Annotated in this window: 15 protein-coding genes and 1 riboswitch; of the genes, 12 read left to right on the top strand and 3 right to left on the bottom strand. The window is 32.2% G+C overall.

What is annotated here, in order from left to right; all coding sequences use genetic code 11:
• Nucleotides 1-238: 238 nt before the first annotated feature.
• The 9 genes from betB (at nt 239) to lqo (ending at nt 13001) form a co-directional block, all read left to right on the top strand.
• Entirely contained in the window at nt 239-1729 is a 1491-nt protein-coding gene (gene betB, locus HMPREF3046_RS06060) for a betaine-aldehyde dehydrogenase (protein WP_070717513.1), read from the top strand.
• A 135-nt stretch (nt 1730-1864) separates the two neighbouring features.
• Nucleotides 1865-3571: a choline dehydrogenase gene (gene betA / locus HMPREF3046_RS06055; RefSeq protein ID WP_070717511.1), complete on the top strand. Its 1707-nt coding sequence runs from the start codon at nt 1865-1867 to the stop codon at nt 3569-3571.
• Between the two features lie 129 nt (nt 3572-3700).
• Nucleotides 3701-4882 carry an amidohydrolase gene (locus tag HMPREF3046_RS06050; protein ID WP_070717508.1) on the top strand — a complete coding sequence of 394 codons (1182 nt, stop codon included), beginning with the start codon at nt 3701-3703 and terminating at the stop codon, nt 4880-4882.
• 123 nt (nt 4883-5005) lie between these two features.
• On the top strand, nt 5006-5212 hold the full coding sequence (locus tag HMPREF3046_RS06045; protein WP_070717504.1) for a sterile alpha motif-like domain-containing protein: 207 nt from the start codon (nt 5006-5008) through the stop codon (nt 5210-5212).
• A 73-nt stretch (nt 5213-5285) separates the two neighbouring features.
• On the top strand, nt 5286-5780 hold the full coding sequence (locus HMPREF3046_RS06040; protein ID WP_070717500.1) for an antibiotic biosynthesis monooxygenase family protein: 495 nt from the start codon (nt 5286-5288) through the stop codon (nt 5778-5780).
• Nucleotides 5781-5911: 131 nt separating this feature from the next.
• Nucleotides 5912-7504 carry an acyl-CoA synthetase MbcS gene (gene mbcS, locus HMPREF3046_RS06035; RefSeq protein ID WP_070717497.1) on the top strand — a complete coding sequence of 531 codons (1593 nt, stop codon included), beginning with the start codon at nt 5912-5914 and terminating at the stop codon, nt 7502-7504.
• A gap of 212 nt (nt 7505-7716) precedes the next feature.
• Nucleotides 7717-10341 (top strand): pyruvate, phosphate dikinase, encoded by a 2625-nt coding sequence (gene ppdK, locus HMPREF3046_RS06030; RefSeq protein ID WP_070717494.1) that lies wholly within the window; start codon nt 7717-7719, stop codon nt 10339-10341.
• Between the two features lie 5 nt (nt 10342-10346).
• Nucleotides 10347-11177: a pyruvate, water dikinase regulatory protein gene (locus HMPREF3046_RS06025; protein WP_070717492.1), complete on the top strand. Its 831-nt coding sequence runs from the start codon at nt 10347-10349 to the stop codon at nt 11175-11177.
• A gap of 321 nt (nt 11178-11498) precedes the next feature.
• Nucleotides 11499-13001, top strand: coding sequence for an L-lactate dehydrogenase (quinone) (gene lqo / locus HMPREF3046_RS06020; RefSeq protein ID WP_070717489.1), 1503 nt, complete (start codon nt 11499-11501; stop codon nt 12999-13001).
• A 148-nt stretch (nt 13002-13149) separates the two neighbouring features.
• Here lqo and HMPREF3046_RS06015 read toward each other — a convergent pair whose 3' ends face one another.
• On the bottom strand, nt 13150-14040 hold the full coding sequence (locus HMPREF3046_RS06015; RefSeq protein WP_070717486.1) for a fructose bisphosphate aldolase: 891 nt from the start codon (nt 14038-14040) through the stop codon (nt 13150-13152).
• 227 nt (nt 14041-14267) lie between these two features.
• Here HMPREF3046_RS06015 and HMPREF3046_RS06010 point away from each other — a divergent pair, with 227 nt between their 5' ends.
• Entirely contained in the window at nt 14268-14708 is a 441-nt protein-coding gene (locus HMPREF3046_RS06010; protein ID WP_242271454.1) for a P-loop NTPase family protein, read from the top strand.
• A gap of 214 nt (nt 14709-14922) precedes the next feature.
• On the top strand, nt 14923-16257 hold the full coding sequence (locus tag HMPREF3046_RS06005; protein ID WP_070717483.1) for a putative glycoside hydrolase: 1335 nt from the start codon (nt 14923-14925) through the stop codon (nt 16255-16257).
• A 122-nt stretch (nt 16258-16379) separates the two neighbouring features.
• Here the strand turns inward: HMPREF3046_RS06005 and HMPREF3046_RS06000 are convergent, their stop codons facing one another.
• Nucleotides 16380-17021 carry an LPXTG cell wall anchor domain-containing protein gene (locus HMPREF3046_RS06000; RefSeq protein WP_070717480.1) on the bottom strand — a complete coding sequence of 214 codons (642 nt, stop codon included), beginning with the start codon at nt 17019-17021 and terminating at the stop codon, nt 16380-16382.
• Between the two features lie 166 nt (nt 17022-17187).
• Entirely contained in the window at nt 17188-17613 is a 426-nt protein-coding gene (locus HMPREF3046_RS05995) for a hypothetical protein (RefSeq protein ID WP_070717475.1), read from the bottom strand.
• A 147-nt stretch (nt 17614-17760) separates the two neighbouring features.
• A riboswitch (SAM riboswitch) is annotated at nt 17761-17867 on the top strand.
• A gap of 108 nt (nt 17868-17975) precedes the next feature.
• Here HMPREF3046_RS05995 and HMPREF3046_RS05990 point away from each other — a divergent pair.
• Nucleotides 17976-18791 (top strand): MetQ/NlpA family ABC transporter substrate-binding protein, encoded by an 816-nt coding sequence (locus HMPREF3046_RS05990; protein ID WP_070717473.1) that lies wholly within the window; start codon nt 17976-17978, stop codon nt 18789-18791.
• The last annotated feature ends 37 nt before the right edge of the window (nt 18792-18828 follow it).

The raw sequence follows: 18828 nt of genomic DNA, 5'->3' as shown, positions 1-18828 counted from the left end.
TTGCACCTCACTTATTTTCATCTTCATAAGATGTGAAATATTAACACAAATTTTACATTCTCACTCATTATATGATTTTTTCTTAAGAGTTTCAAAAGTCAATTTTAATCTTTACAATATAAAAAATAATATAAAAAAATATATAAAGATGATTTTTGCATTGACGTAAAAAATATGATAAGCTACTTTTGTAAAATTCGTTAAATAAAAATTTAACAAACTTAACGGAGGTAGTATGATGGAACTTGTAAAAGCATTGTCTAATCGCCAATATATCAATGGTGAATGGGTAGAGAGCGCTAACAAAAATACTAGAGATATTATTAATCCATATAATCAAGAAGTGATTTTTACTGTTACTGAAGGGACTCAGGAAGATGCAGAACAGGCTATTTTAGCAGCACGTCGTTCATTTGAAAATGGTGAGTGGTCACACGAAACAAGTGAAGTCAGAGGTAAAAAAGTAAGAGCAATTGCTGATAAAATTACAGAAAATCGTGATGAATTAGCAAAATTAGAAACGCTAGATACTGGTAAGACATTAGAGGAATCTTATGCAGATATGGATGATATTGCAAATGTGTTTAATTATTTTGCAGGTTTAGCGGATAAAGACGGAGGAGAAATTATTGATTCTCCAATACCTAACACTGAAAGTAAACTTGTCAAAGAACCTGTAGGTGTAGTTACACAAATTACGCCTTGGAACTATCCATTATTACAAGCTTCATGGAAAATTGCACCTGCATTAGCAACTGGTTGCTCATTAGTAATGAAACCAAGTGAAATTACGCCATTAACAACAATTCGCGTATTTGAATTAATGGAAGAGGTTGGATTCCCTAAAGGGGTTATCAACCTAATATTAAGTAGTGGTGAAGAAGTAGGAGATACATTATCAGGTCATAAAGAAGTTGATTTAGTATCATTTACGGGTGGAATTGAAACTGGTAAACACATTATGAAGAATGCTGCAAATCATGTAACCAATATTGCATTAGAGCTTGGCGGAAAGAATCCAAATATTATTTTTGATGATGCTGATTTTGAATTAGCTGTAGATCAAGCATTAAATGGCGGATATTTCCATGCAGGTCAAGTTTGTTCAGCAGGTTCAAGAATTTTAGTGCATAACGATATTAAAGATAAATTTGAAAAAGTATTAATTGAACGTGTTGGAAAAATTAAATTAGGTAATGGATTCGATGAAGATACTGAAATGGGACCTGTTATTTCTCCAGAACATCGAGATAAAATTGAAAAATATATGGAAGTAGCTAAAGAAGATGGTGCAACCATTGCGACTGGTGGGAAACGTCCAGACGATGAAGATTTAAAAGATGGTTTATTCTTTGAACCAACTGTAATCACTAATTGCGATACTCATATGAGAATTGTTCAAGAAGAAGTGTTTGGCCCTGTTGTTACAGTAGAAGGGTTCGATAATGAAGAAGAAGCGATTGCACTCGCAAATGATTCAATTTATGGTTTAGCAGGTGCAGTATTTTCTAAAGATATAGGAAAAGCACAACGTGTAGCTAATAAATTAAAACTAGGCACAGTTTGGATTAATGACTTCCATCCTTACTTCGCTCAAGCGCCATGGGGTGGTTATAAACAATCTGGTATTGGACGTGAGTTAGGTAAAGAAGGATTAGAAGAATATTTAATCTCTAAACATATTCTTACAAATAGAAATCCAGAACCTGTAAATTTCTTTAGTAAATAACTTTTACAATTTAACTATAAAGGACCGTAGGCGTATTATTTTACGGTCCATTTATTTTGAAGTATAACGATGTATCAAATCAAACTAAATTGTATTTAATAGAAGATTTATATTTTTATGGGAGGACGACAATATATGAGTAAAAATCAATCATATGATTATGTAATTATTGGCGGCGGAAGTGCAGGCTCAGTATTAGGAAATCGTTTGTCTGAGGATAAAGATAAAGACGTGCTTGTATTAGAAGCGGGTAGAAGTGATTATCCATGGGATTTATTTATACAAATGCCTGCAGCATTGATGTTTCCTTCAGGAAATCCATTTTACGATTGGAGATACCAAACTGAAGAAGAACCTCATATGGGACGTAAGGTAGACCATGCTCGAGGTAAAGTATTAGGTGGTTCAAGTTCAATTAATGGCATGATTTATCAACGTGGTAATCCAATGGATTATGAAGGCTGGGCTGAACCAGAAGGAATGGAAACTTGGGACTTTGCACATTGTTTACCTTATTTTAAAAAACTAGAAAAAACATTTGGAGCTGCGCCATATGATAAATATAGAGGACATGATGGTCCGATTAAATTAAAACGTGGACCAGCCACAAATCCATTATTTAAATCATTCTTCGATGCAGGTGTTGAAGCAGGTTATCATAAAACAAACGACGTCAATGGCTATAGACAAGAAGGCTTTGGTCCATTTGATAGTCAAGTACATAATGGCCGTCGTGTTTCAGCTTCACGTGCCTATTTACGTCCTGCAATGAAGCGTAAGAATTTAACAGTTAAAACACGTGCATTTGTTACTAAAATACATTTTGAAGGTAAGAAAGCTACAGGTGTAACATTTAAACGTAATGGTAAACTTCATACTGTAAATGCCGGTGAAGTGATTCTTTCAGGTGGTGCATTTAATACACCTCAGTTATTGCAATTGTCTGGTATCGGTGATTCTGAATTCTTAAAATCTAAAGGTATAGAACCACGCATGCATTTACCAGGTGTTGGAGAAAACTTCGAAGACCATTTAGAAGTATATATTCAACATAAATGTAAGCAGCCAGTTTCACTACAACCAAGTTTAGATGTAAAACGTATGCCTTGGATTGGATTACAATGGATATTTGCACGTAAAGGTGCAGCAGCTTCAAACCACTTTGAAGGTGGCGCTTTTGTTAGATCTAACAATCAAGTTGCATATCCAAATTTAATGTTCCATTTCTTACCGATTGCTGTAAGATATGATGGTCAAAAAGCACCAGTTGCGCATGGGTATCAAGTACATGTTGGTCCTATGTATTCAAATTCACGTGGTAGTTTAAAAATTAAATCAAAAGATCCATTTGAAAAACCAAGTATTGTATTCAATTATTTATCAACAAAAGAAGATAAACAAGAATGGGTTGAAGCAATTCGAGTAGCACGTAATATTCTATCTCAACCTGCGATGGATCCATATAATGGTGGTGAAATCTCACCAGGACCATCTGTACAAACAGATGAAGAAATTCTTGATTGGGTACGTAAAGATGGCGAAACTGCTTTACATCCTTCTTGTAGTGCTAAAATGGGGCCAGCGTCAGATCCAATGGCAGTGGTAGATCCATTAACTATGAAAGTACATGGCATGGAAAATTTACGTGTTGTTGATGCGTCTGCTATGCCTCGCACTACTAATGGTAATATTCATGCACCAGTTTTAATGCTCGCTGAAAAAGCAGCTGATATCATTCGTGGTAAAAAACCATTAGAACCACAATATGTTGATTACTATAAACATGGTGTTAGTGATGAGAATGCTGGAGCAATGGAATTCGATCCATACTATAAACATTAATAAGATAGTTATATAAAATAAGGGTTGGAATCAAAGATGATTCTGACCTTTTTATTTTAAATATCTCCTTCTACAACATTTTTAATACGTAAAGGTATATAATGAATGAAAGAGAAGGAGTGAAATGAAATGATTAAAGATTTAGTGCAACGTTTACAAGATAAAGAAAAACGTATGATTGAGATCCGTAGACATTTACATGAACACCCAGAGTTATCATTTCATGAAACTGAGACACCAGAATATATTGCTGATTTTTATAAAGATAAAGATTGTAAGGTAGAAACAAATATAGGACAAAATGGTGTAAAAGTAACGATAGATAGTGGTAAACCTGGGAAAACGATTGCTATTCGAGCAGATTTTGATGCGCTTCCCATTCAAGAAGAGACTGATTTATCATTTGCTTCTAAAAACGAGGGGGTCATGCATGCATGTGGACATGATGCACATACAGCATATATGCTTATTTTGGCAGAAACATTGATAGAAATGAAATCTCAGTTCAGAGGTAAAGTAATTGTTATTCATCAACCTGCTGAAGAAATGCCACCTGGTGGAGCCAAAGGTATGATTGAAGATGGTGTATTGGATGGCGTTGATCATGTTCTAGGTGCCCATGTGATGACTAATATGGCTCCTGGTAAAGTCTATTATCATAAGGGTAACGTTCAAACAGGACGTTCTTACTTTAAATTAATTGTAAAAGGTGAAGGAGGACATGGTTCTTCTCCACATACTGCAAATGATGCGATTGTAGCGGGATCTAATTTTGTTACTACCGCTCAAACAGTGGTCTCACGTCGTCTTAATCCATTTGAAACGGGTGTCGTTACAATTGGATCATTTGATGGTAAAGGTCAATTTAATGTGATTAAAGATAAAATAACCATTGAAGGTGACGTTCGCGCTTTGACAGATGCTACACGCGATCGTATTGAAACGGCTTTAAAACAAATAGTTCACGGTTTGGAAGAAACGTTTGGTGTAAGTTGTGAGTTTACATTTAGTAAAGATTATCCTGCATTGTATAATGACCCTGACTTTACTGAATATGTTGCAGAAACCATTAAACAAGCAAAATTAGCTGATGTTAAAGGCGTAGAAATATGCGAACCTCAATCGCCATCTGAAGACTTCGCTTTTTATGCTAAAACATTGCCAAGTACTTTTATATATTCTGGAGCAAAACCTAGAGAGGGTAAAGCATATCCACATCATCATCCTAAATTTACGATTGATGAATCAAGTATGTTAGTTGCAGCAGAAGCAGTAGGTGCTGTGGTACTAAACTATTTAACTATTGATTAAGCAATCAAAACATATATTTAAGAAATAAGTCTTCATTTTTAAAGTGGAAGTCAAGTTTATCCTCTAGTATTAAAGAATATGTCATGATAGTATTATCCTATATCTAGATATTGGGGTGAGTTGATGAGTTTCTATGATTTTATGCAAGGATTTATTGATGATAAGACCCCATTAGGTGAACTTGCATCATGGATAAATCAAGACCAAGGTTTTCCAAAAGACGAATGTCTTGCTGAAAATATACTTGATTACTTTTCTAAGATGTCGATGTTAGATCATGAATTCTTAGAAATTGTTAAACGTTCCCTTTCGTTATATGAAGGAAGATAGATGTGAATAGCAGAATTAAGAAATGATAGCTTAAAACTAGTTAAGGCTAGTTAAGAAATGAAGGAATAAAGAAATGACTTTAATAGATAGTTATAAAACATATGTAATAGAAGAAAAAGAAAATCAAACTATGTCTATCGAAAAAAATAATGATGTTCACCTTTATACAGTACTTGAGTCAATAAATGAATTAACTAATGATTCATTCTGTGTTTTGAATCACTTGTTCGTAAATGAAAGTAATGAATCTCAATTTGAATCTAAATTTTTAAAACGTACTAAATATTTACAAGATGTGCCAGGATTCAAAGCTTTGCGCTTTTTACGTCCTCCAACTAAGCATCGTCATTATATTATTTTGACGTTATGGAAAGATCGACAATCGTTCTATGATTGGCAAAATTCAGACGCTTATGATAAAACGCATAAAAAAAGAGGCACTAAACAAGGTGTCGATAATAAAATAGTGAATCGCGATTTATCTTATAATGTAAGAATAGAACTTGCTAATTTAGAAACGAGTATTGATATAGATAATATGTTTAATATTCAAAGATTAAGTTTCTAAAAAAGTAATATACTGGTATAGAAACTTAATCTTTTTTATATTTAAACCAAATACCGCGTAGAATTGCATGAAATTAAGATGTATGATTTTATGAACGATGAGGATTTAAAAATTGGAAGGAAAGTAAAGTAATGAATCATTTAAATTTATTAGCACCAAAGACATATAATATTGTATCTGAAATAGAAAAGCATGCTTCAAATCAAAATAAACAAGCAATTATTTATGAAAATGGTGTAGAAGAACCCATTAGTGTGACATACTCTGAATTAATTAAAAATGCTAATAAAGTAGGACATGTATTATTGAACCATGGACTAAAAAAAGGCGATAAAGTGTTAATTATGATGCCACGTGCTATCATCACGTATGAACTTTATATTGCAGCATTAAAATTAGGTATTGCAATTATCCCAAGTTCTGAAATGTTAAGAACAAAGGATTTACAATATCGTATTACGCATGGAGAAATTGATGCAGTTATTGCGTTAGCCGATTTCATAAAAGAATTTAGAGATATTGAAGAATATCATGAATTAACAAAATTTATTATTAATGGAAATGAAGAGAATTGGATTAGTATTGAAGATGAAAAATCAAAGCAAAGTGATGAATTAGACATAGCCAATACAACAAGAGATGACGTTGCTATTTTATCTTATACTTCTGGAACTACAGGTAATCCAAAAGCTGTTACACATTCTCATGGTTGGGGATATGCTCATATGAAAATGGCTCCTGAACATTGGTTAGCTATAAAAGAAGATGACTTAGTGTGGGCAACAGCTGCGCCTGGTTGGCAAAAATGGGTGTGGAGTCCATTCCTATCTATTATGGGATCAGGAGCGACAGCATTTGTGTATAATGGTAAATTTAATCCTTCTCGTTATTTATCATTATTACAAAACTTTAAAATTAATGTGCTTTGCTGTACTCCGACAGAATATCGTATGATGGCAAAATTAGATAACTTAGATAAATACAATTTAGATCATTTACACAGCGCAGTATCTGCAGGGGAACCATTAAATAGAGAAGTAGTTGAACAATTCCGTAAACATTTTAATTTAACAGTGCGTGACGGATATGGACAAACAGAAAGTACGCTATTAATTGGTTTCTTAAAAGATACAAAGCAACGTCCTGGTTCTATGGGTAAAGCGATTCCTGGTAGTCGTGTAGCCGTTGTTGATGATGATGGAAATAAAGTGGATACAAATGTAAAAGGTAATATAGCATTACCACTTGATTTCCCTGGATTGTTTAAAGGTTACTTTAAAGATGAGAAACGTACAAAAGATGCACATGCAGGAGATTATTACATTACTGGAGATTTAGCACATATCGACGAAGATGGCTATTTCTGGTTTGAAGGTCGTCGTGACGATATTATTATTAGTTCTGGCTATACTATTGGACCTTTCGAAGTTGAAGATGCACTCACAAATCATGAAGCGGTAAAAGAATGTGCAGTTGTAGCAAGTCCACATCCAATTCGTGGCAATATTGTTAAAGCATTTATTATTTTAAAAGAGGGCTATAAACCCAGTGATGATTTAGTGAAAGAGTTACAAACTTTCTCTAAAAAAGTAGTCGCACCATATAAATATCCACGTGCGATTGAATTTGTAGAAGATTTACCCAAAACAAACTCTGGCAAAATTCGTCGTGTTGAATTACGCGAAGCAGAACGCACAAAACATAACAACTCTCAAAACAAATAATAATATGCATCACACTGATAAATTAGTATGTCACTAATTTATCAGTGTTTTTTATGATGAGAATACTGATGTATCAGATAGAATCAATGTTGAAAATATGTCTATATTTAGAAAAGTTAAAAATAAAGATAATTTTAATTGTATTTCATGTGTTATTATGACATACTTTTAAATAATTAGTATGACATAATAAAAATTTGAGGTGATTTATAATGACTAAATATATTTATGCTTTTGATGAAGGACAAAAATCAATGAGAGATTTATTGGGAGGTAAAGGAGCCAATCTATCTGAAATGAAACGCTTAGGCTTACCTGTACCAGATGGTTTCACCATTACCACAACAGCATGTATTGAGTATTTAAAACAAGGGAAGTCATTATCTACTGACATCAAAACAGAATTAATTGATCACTTGGCTTCATTCTCAGAGAGAACCGGAAAAATATTCTCTTCTGATACGAATTTATTGCTTGTTTCTGTAAGAAGTGGGGCAAAAATTTCTATGCCAGGAATGATGGATACAATATTAAACTTGGGTTTAAATGATGAGAATGTAGAAAAATTAGCTGAAAAAACTGGGGATAAACGTTTTGCTTATGACTGTTATCGTCGTTTATTACAAATGTTTGGTGAAGTCGTATATAGTGTGCCTATGCAAGCATTTGATACATATTTCGAACAGTATAAAAAACAACATCATTTTGAGAATGACGCTGCCATTAGTGCAGATGGTTTAAAAGAAATTTGTAAGCGCTTTAAAGAAATATATATAGAAGAAGTACATCAACCTTTTCCACAAGAGCCTTTGACACAACTGGAAGAAGCTATAGAAGCTGTATTTAAATCTTGGGATAATGATCGTGCTCGTATTTACCGAGATTTAAATGATATTCCACATGACATTGGTACAGCAGTAAATATCCAAGAAATGGTTTTCGGTAATAGTGGAGACAATAGTGGGACAGGCGTTGCTTTTACACGTAATCCAGTGACTGGAGAAAATAAATTATTTGGGGAATATTTACTTAATGCGCAAGGAGAAGATGTTGTTGCAGGTATTCGTACACCTAAAGATATCTCAACATTATACGATCAAATGCCAGAGGTTCATCAAGAATTTGTAGATGTGACAAAACAATTAGAAAAACACTATAAAGATATGCAAGATATTGAATTTACAATCGAAAATGGACAATTATATTTACTCCAAACCCGTAATGGTAAACGTACAGCACGTGCGGCTATTCAAATTGCTGTTGATTTAGTAAATGAAGGCATTATTACTAAAAAAGAAGCAATGAAAAATGTTGAAGTAAAATCAATTGATCAACTTTTACATCCTAATTTCGATGAGTCTTCATTAAAAGAAGCAACAGTTGTATCTAAAATGGGATTGCCAGCGAGTCCAGGTGCTGCAACAGGTCAAATTGTATTTACTGCTGAAGAGGCGAAAGCACAATCAGACCAAGGTAAAAAAGTAATCTTGATGAGACCAGAAACGTCTCCTGAGGATATTGAAGGTATGATTGCAAGTGAAGCGATTGTAACCACACATGGTGGCATGACGTCACATGCAGCAGTTGTAGCTCGTGGAATGGGTAAATGTTGTGTGACAGGATGTTCTGATTTAGAAATTAATACGAGTGCTAAGACGGTATACTATGGCGATCAAACACTACATGAAGGAGATATGGTGTCGGTTGATGGTTCAGAAGGTGATATTTATTTAGGTGAGATTAAAACAGTCGATGCTGAGCATAGTGAGTCATTCAATCAATTTATGGAGTGGTCAGAAGAAACAGCTCGTTTAAAAGTACGTATGAATGCAGAAACACCTCAAGATATTAAAGTGGGTTACCAATTTGGTGCTAAAGGCATTGGATTAGTACGTACAGAGCATATGTTCTTTGGAGCTGAGCGACTAGTAGAAATGAGACGTTTCATCTTATCATCATCTCGGGAAGATCGTCTCGAAGCACTTAATCATATTAAACAATATCAAGTAGAAGACTTTAAAGAAATTTTTAAAATATCAGGTGAACATCCTACCATAGTGCGTTTACTTGATCCGCCATTGCATGAGTTCTTACCACATTCTGAAGAAGATATTGCGAATGTTGCGAAGCAATTAAATATTCCAAAGGAAACATTAGATAAACGCATTATGGATTTAAACGAAGTGAACCCAATGCTTGGACACCGTGGTTGTCGTTTAGCAATCACATACCCTGAGTTATATGAAATGCAAGTAGAGGCGATTATTGAAAGTGTATTTAAATTAAAAGAAGAAGGCATTCAGTGTAAACCAGAAATTATGATTCCGTTAGTGTCTACAGTAGAAGAATTTACTACTTTAAAAGAAACCCTTGTTAAGACTATTGATCAATTAGAAAAACAACATCAGAAAAGCGTAGATTACTTAATGGGAACAATGATTGAAACGCCTCGTGCATGTCTTATTTCAGACGAATTAGCAAAACATTGTGATTTCTTCAGCTTTGGTACGAACGATTTAACACAATTGTCATTTGGTTTTTCTAGAGATGATGCAGGGAAGTTTATAAATGTGTATACTGAAAGAAATATATTGAAACTTGACCCGTTCCAAACATTAGATAAAGATGGCGTTGGAAAACTAATTGAAATGGCAGTTAAACAGGCAAAGAAAGTGAACGAAAATATTAAGATTGGTGTATGTGGTGAATTAGGGGGAGATGCGAAATCTATTCATTACTTCAATCACTTATCAATGGATTATGTATCATGTTCACCATTCCGAGTTCCAGGAGCAATTTTAGCGACTGCTCAGAGTCAAGTGGAGGAAAGTGAGTAATCAAAATGAATGAAGTCGAGTCACAAGCGCATAATTTAAAATTGTTTATTGTTTCAGATTCAATTGGAGAAACTGCTCAACGTATGATTCATGCAACCTTAACCCAGTTTCCAGATTTAAATAATGTAGAAATAAAAAAATTTCCTTATATTAAAGATGAGGAAGAATTTTTAAATATATTAAATTTAGCGAAAGAACACCACGCAATAGTAGCTACGACATTAGTAAGTGAATCATTTAATGCACTTGGTCATGAATTTGCTAGAGAACACGACATCCCATATGTAGATTATATGTCTGATTTAATTAGCATTATTGAACACGTGACAGGTGAAAAACCATTGATGGAAAGTGGCGCGTTAAGAAAGTTAAATGAAGCTTATTTTAAGCGTATTGAAGCTATTGAATATTCGGTTAAATATGATGATGGTAAGCATTTTTCTGATATAGGCGAAGCGGATGCATTGATTGTAGGGGTATCACGTACTTCAAAGACACCATTAAGTATGTATTTAGCGAATAAAGGCTACAAAATAGCAAACATTCCTTTAGTACCTGAAGTTAGTATTCCAGACAGTGTTTTTAAGCAAAAAGGGTTACAAGTATTTGGATTAACTGCAAGCCCACAATATATTGCAAATATACGAAAAAGTCGTGCTGAAACATTAGGTTTGTCGAAAGAGTCTCAATATAATAATTTAAATCGTATAAAAGAAGAACTCAGTTATGCAGAAGAAGTATTTAAAAAATTAAATGCTACAGTGATTAATACTGAGTATAAATCTATTGAAGAATCAGCTTTTTATATTGAAAAGTTTTTACAAAATAATAAATAATCATCATATAAGGTTGTAAGCAAACCATTAAGTGGTTGTCATAAAATTATGTTATGATGAATAAATGGATTATTCAACTAAACGTCCTTACTATTTAGCTTATATTGATAAATCTTTCTGCTTGATTTAATGATATTAAATTTATTAATTCGAATAATTAAGTTTTTCTGATTTACAATTGACAATATTTGTTTTAACATAGTAGTGAAAGACTTAACACATTACTAAAAACAATATATTGATTACTAGATATTAGGGAAACAAGAGCAACAGGTAATTATATTATATTGTGAAACATAATTTTTGGAGAGGTGTACAAACATGACAGAATCAAAAGATATGATTATTGTCGGTGCTGGTGTAATTAGTACAACAGTTGCATCTATGTTCAATGAACTTGTACCTAACTGGAACATCGATCTTTATGAACGTTTAGATCGTCCAGGTATTGAAAGTTCAAATGAACGTAACAATGCTGGTACTGGTCACGCTGCATTATGTGAATTAAACTATACTGTAAGACAACCAGATGGTACAATTGACATTGAAAAAGCAAAACAAATCAATGAACAATTTGAAATTTCTAAACAATTCTGGGGTCATTTAGTAGAATCAGGACAAATTAAGGATCCTAGAGATTTCATTCATCCTTTACCACATATCAGTTTCGTACGTGGTAAAAATAACGTTCAATTCCTAAAAGAACGTTACGAAAAAATGAAAGATTTCCCTATGTTTGATGATATCGAATACACTGAAGACATCGAAGTAATGAGAAAATGGATTCCATTAATGATGCAAGGTCGTTTCGATGACGGCTTAATGGCTGCTAGTAAAATCGACGAAGGTACTGACGTTAACTACGGTGAATTAACTCGTAAAATGGCACATAACTTACAAAACGACGATTCAAACGTAAACGTCAATTATAATCATGAAGTACAAGACTTCAAACGTTTATCTAACGGTAAATGGCAAGTTAAAATTAAAGATTTAGCGAATAATACAGTGATTACTAAAGAAGCTGACCATGTATTCATCGGTGCTGGTGGTGGATCAATTCCATTATTACAAAAAACTGGTATCGAAGAAGGTAAACATATCGGTGGTTTCCCAATCATTGGTCAATTTATCGCTTGTACAAATCCAGAAGTTATCGAACAACATGATGCGAAAGTTTATGGTAAAGAGCCACCTGGCACACCACCAATGACTGTTCCTCACTTAGATACTCGTTACATTGATGGTGAAAGAACATTATTATTCGGACCATTCGCAAATGTTGGTCCTAAATTCTTAATTCACGGTTCTAACTTAGATTTATTCAAATCAGTTAAACCACACAATATCACTACGTTATTAGCTGCAGCAGTTAAGAATATGTCATTACTTAAATATTCATTTGACCAAATCATCATGACTAAAGAAGGTTGTATGAACCACTTACGTACGTTCTACCCTGAAGCTCGTGACGAAGATTGGCAAGTATATACTGCTGGTACACGTGTACAAGTTATTAAAGACGATGAAAAAGAAGGTAAAGGATTCATCCAATTCGGTACAGAAGTGGTTGACTCTAAAGACCACTCTATCATTGCTTTACTTGGTGAATCACCAGGGGCTTCTACATCAGTTTCAGTAGCATTAGAAGTTATCGAAAGAAACTTCGAGCAATATTTAGATGAATGGAAACCAAAAATCAAAAAAATGATTCCTTCATATGGTGAATCATTAATTCATGATGTTGACTTAATGAGAAAAACTCGTCGTTTAACATCTAAACAATTAGAATTAGGTTTCTATGAAAATACTAATGCTAAATAAGAAAAATTAGATAACTGTTAACAGGACATCACGTTCTGTTAACAGTTTTTTTGTTTTAAATAAATAAAATTAATTGCTATAACTGCTTAAATACATGAAAAAAGTGATGAGCACGTTACTCATCACTTTTTAAATAAAAACCTGACTATTAATTTTTATTTACTGAAGCATCGTAGATTGAATCTACTGCATCGCCTAAAGCTTTATCAAATTCTTCTTTTGATTGGCCTGCACGTAAATCACTTGCTAATGCACGTGAGAAGCTTGCAATTAATTCATCATTGTCTTTTAATAATTTGTTTGCTTCGTCTCTGCTGTAACCACCAGATAATACAACAACACGAACAACATTTGGATGATCAGCTAATTCTTTGTATAAGTTAGCTTTAGTAGGAATAGTTAATTTTAACATTACTAATTGATCATCATTTAAAGAATCTAAGCCTTTTTTAAGTTCAGCTTTTAATACTTCTTCGATTTCAGCTTTGTCTTTAGCGTTAATGTTTACTTCAGGTTCAATGATAGGCACTAAACCTTTAGCAATAATTTTTTTAGCAATTTCAAATTGTTGTTCAACAACGTCTTTGATACCTTGTTCATTTAATTCTAAAATGTTAGAACGCATTTTAGTACCGAAGATATGACGTTCAACTGCACGGTCTAAAGTTTCATCTAAGTTGTCGATAGGTTTCATTAATTGAACACCATTTTGCTCTTCAGCTAAACCTTTATCGACTTTTAAGAAAGGAACAACACCTTTATCAGCTAAGTAGTCACCAGTATATTTACCTTCAACTTCACGATCCATAGTTTGTTCAAATAGAATCGCACCTAAAATTTTATCTGAAGTAAATGAAGGTGAAGTGACAACACGTGTACGCATGTCATGTACAAGTTGGAACATTTCGTCATCATTGCTGTATTGATCTTCGTTTACACCATATTCTTTTAATGCTTTTGGAGTACTACCACCACTTTGGTCTAATGCAGCGATGAATCCTTTTCCATTACTTACTTTTTCTAATTGTTCTTTATTCATTATGCTTTTCACTCCTTTAATAAACTTTCAATATCATTATCGTAAAAAATACTAATATTCTCAAGTATAAAGTAATTAATTATTGAAATTTCTTAATTAACTATTTACAAATTTATGAAATTACCGTATTTTATACATTTCATGTAAACATTCAAACATTTTCAAAAGGGATTGTTATGAAATAACGTATATTAATTATTGGTAGCCCTGGTTCTGGAAAATCAACATTGGCATATCAACTACATTTAAAATATCAACTTCCACTTTACCATATTGATCAAATTCAATGGCTTAATAATAAAAACGTCATTACTTTTGAAGAATTAAAACAAAAACTTGAATCTATTGTAGTAAAAGAAGAATGGATAATTGACGGAAATTATTCTAGTACACTTAGTATGAGATTAAAATATGCCACTAAAGTCATATGGATTAAAGAACCAAGAGTAAAATGTATAGTTAGAGTAATCAAGCGTTACATATATTCATTATTTAAAAGAGAACATATTGGAGAAAATCCTAAAACGTTAAGTTTTGAATTTATTAAGTATATTTGGGATTTTCCTAAAAATAATGAGCAATTTATCATCCAAGAAATGAAAGGATCAATGCCAAATGTTCAGTGGATTATCGATGATTCTAAAGCATTATCTTTGCATTTTCTTTAAAAAATATAAACTGATTTTTCAAAATTTTAATATATGTAAATATTAAATAGAATATTTTATAAAACTTTAGTGTATTGTATATTTTTTGTTGAAATATGCTATTCTAAAATAAGTTAAGTTCTTATTAATTAAAATTAGTCTTTATTTTTAAATTGTTTATATATTATAACTAAGTTCTTAATCAATACTTATATACTTTCTTGGAGGAACAGTAATGAAGAAAAATAAAATTTTCGCTGTATTAACAACAAGTGCTCTATTACTGGCTGCTTGTAGTAATGGAGATAATGTATCTGATAGTGGACAAAAAGATGGAAATCAGAAAAATGAGCAATCTAGTAATAAAAGTGGTAATAGTCAAAGTGATGCATTGAAAAAGAATAATGATAAGAATACAAATGAAAATAAAGTAGATTATCCTAAAGATGGAGTTAAAGGGATTTATGTAACGAGTAATTCTACACAAGGCAAAAAATTGGATGAGTTAGTTAAATTTATCAAAGATTCTAATTTAAATACCATGGTTATCGATGTGAAAGATGATACAGGTAACATTACTATGAAATTAAATACTGGCAATAAACAAGTAGATAAAAATACGCTTGATATTGTAGATGGTAAAAAATTATTAAAAAAACTACATGATCATAATATTTACCCAATTGCACGTATTGTAACATTTAAAGATACAAAATTAGCAAATGAACACCCTGAATGGACATTCAGAAATAGTGATGGTTCTGTTTGGACAAATGGTAAAGGAGATAGCTTTGTTAATCCATTTATGAAAGAAGTATGGAAGTATGATATTGATGTTGCAAAAGCAGCTGCAAAAGCAGGCTTCCAAGATATTCAATTTGACTATGTACGCTTCCCAGAAGGATTTGAAAATCAAGCGGACAGCTTAACTTATAATAAAGGTGAATATAAAAATAGTCAGATGAGTTCAGGCGACCAACGTGTAGATACAATTACTAAATTCTTAGAATATGCAAATAAAGAATTAAAACCAATGGGAGTCAATGTGTCAGCTGATGTATTTGGTTATTCTGCATTAGTTGAAAATGCACCTGGTATTGGTCAAAGCTTCCCTAAAATCTCTAAAAATGTAGATGCCATTTCATCAATGATTTATCCATCTCATTGGAGCAATGGAGATTTCGGTTTACAAGCACCAGATACGGAACCATATAAAACAGTCAATCGCTATATTCAAAAAGAAAACAGTTTATTAGATACATTAGGTAAAGATAAGCCTATTTCAAGACCATGGATTCAAGACTTTACCGCTTCATATTTAGGTGCTGGTAATTATATTGATTATGATGCAAAAGCGATATCTGAAGAAGTTCAAGCTTTAAAAGATAACGGCGTTAATGAATTCTTATTATGGAATGCAGGTAATGATTATACAGAAGGTGTTAATTATAATCCTAAAAAAGGTAATGCTAAAGAACAAGACCCTGAAGGTGTAGAACAAACTAATGACAAAGATGATCAACATTCTGATAGTCAAGATAATGAACAAGCGGATAATAAAAATAAATAATATGGAGACAATTTCTCGTATATTCATTTAGTATGGAAATGATTTATCTTGTAGACTATTTAAACGAAAGGAATGCGTCAGAATTCATTTTGAATTCCTTGACGCATTCCTTTTTTTATTTATTAGAAATGTTCAGTAGATAAATAAGAATGACTATGATGTTTTTGTTTTAGTAATAATGAAGTTCCCATAACTAATAGAAGTGAGGCTAAAAGTTGAATTGAGTGTTGTTGTGTATCGTCACCAGTACTTGGGAGTGTTTTAACAGAAGATTGTGTGGTTTGAGTATCTTTAAGTGATTTAGATGATGGCACCTCAGAAGAAGCAATTGTTCCTACATAATAACGGTTGAGTTCACGTGCACAATCAACAGAATTAATTTGTGTATGATGAGAAGAGGAAGTTGTTTTAGCGGCTTTAGCGATACCTGATTCTATGTGAATGCGTGTATCTTGAAGTTGATTAAAGTCACTATATGCACCATTTTTGTACTCAACTTCGCCATTTTTATGAACTTTATACATTCCAATGCCTTCATTTAATCTATTATGACTTATAATTTCAAAGTAGTCTCCTTTGTCAACAGTACGACCCAATCGTTGTAGGTTTGGATTACCTCCACTATTAGATAATGCCTCTGTAGCAATTTGTTTAGCATTATCTTTAGTCACTAAGTTAGCAGGATGTGCTTCTACAGAGTGAGTCATTGTAAGTAGCATTGTACTTGTTAAAAGTGTAGATGCAATGAAAGATACTTTCTTCATAATGAAAACCCCATTTCATTCATGATCAATTACAACTAGAGTGTAGCATTTAAATAGATCAGAAACAGAGTTTTAAAAAAAATCATAATAAATCTTTAACTTAACTTAAAGAATAAATGATTTGTAAACATTAAATCAATATTTATCACATGATTTATATAAGGCATCAATACTTCTTTTTAGAAAAATATGGAATGGAACAAGCCATTAAAATCATAAAAATAATATGAGCAATCATCCATAAACCGTATTCATTCCAGCTAAAGTGAAAGAATGAACGCTTTGCCATAACGTTGAGTGACGGATAAAGAGAGGTAAAAACAATCATTAATAAGAAATAACTTATTTTATATAATGGTTTAAAGACGTGATAAATAAGTAAAAAAATAAAATATATTAACCAACCTATAAAAACATGAATGGCTAATTCTAATAATAACGGCGTCTTGCTTGGATCAATTAAGAAATCAATATTAATTAACAATAAAGTAAGATGAGTCGATTGAACTAAGCCATCCATGATAACCATTGTAATTAATAAGATGATACTTATAACTAAAGCACTAAGACAATGATAAAAATAACGGATCATAATTTTCCTTCCTTCTTATATACAGATTATAAGAATATTCCCTGAAATAATAGGCTTAACACTTTTAGAATTTTTAGAATATTTAAAAAATATATTGACTAACGTTTAAATCAATGATAAGTTAATAATAATTCAATAATCTATTAACTCTTATCAAGAGTGGTGGAGGGATGTGCCCTACGAAACCCAGCAACCGTCATTGTATGACATGGTGCTAATTCACATAAAGTTAATCATACTTTAGAAGATGAGAGAAAGTGTATCGATGCTTTCTCTTAATAGTAGAAAGTATTTTTTTATGTCTTTACATGTCTAGTAAGAGAAAATGAGAATTGAAAATTTATAAAAAGGTGTCAATATATATGAAAAAATTAATAGGTATGATCAGTATTTTATTAGTAATGATAACGCTAACAGCTTGTGGAAATCAGAAAGAAGATAATAAAAAAATTACCGTAGCAGCGTCGCCAGCACCTCATGGTGATGTGTTAAAAAAAGCTAAGGAAGAAATGAAGAAAAAAGGATATGATTTAGAAGTCAAAGAAGTTAATGATTATAAGGTGCCTAATAAATTACTAGATAAAGGCGATGTTGATGCGAACTTCTTCCAACATGTTCCATATCTGAATGCTGAAAAGAAAAGTCATGGTTATAAAATTGAAGAATTAGGTAAAGTGTTTACGACGCCTATGGGTGTATATAGTAAAAAATATAAAAATTTAAAAGACATTCCAGATGGATCGACTATTTACGTTTCTAATAATCCTGCAGAAGAAGGACGTTTTTTATCTTTCTTTGTTAATGAAGGATTAATTAAATTAAAAAAAGGCGTTAAAATTGAAAATGCAAAATTTGAAGATATTGCTGAAAATAAAAAACACTTGAAATTTAACCATCAACAAGGTGCAGAGTTTTTACCAAAAACATATAAGAATGGTGAAGGAGCTGCAGTCATTATAAATTCAAACTATGCACTTGATAATGGTTTAAAACCGTCTAAAGATGCTATTGTTATGGAAGGTCAATCATCACCATTTGCGAATACGATCGCTGTTCAAGAAGGTCACAAAAATGATAAAAAATTCCAAACATTATTAAAAGTTATGCAATCTAAAGAAATCAAAGAATATATTAAAAAAGAATATGGCGATGATGTTATTCCATATGAAAACAAATAAATCATAAGAGTCCGGGACATAAAGTATCTGGATAAGT

Source organism: Staphylococcus sp. HMSC070D05, from assembly GCF_001815595.1.
Taxonomy (GTDB): domain Bacteria; phylum Bacillota; class Bacilli; order Staphylococcales; family Staphylococcaceae; genus Staphylococcus; species Staphylococcus hominis.
Note: the sequence above shows the minus strand (reverse complement) of the source record. Positions and strands in the feature narration are given on the sequence as shown.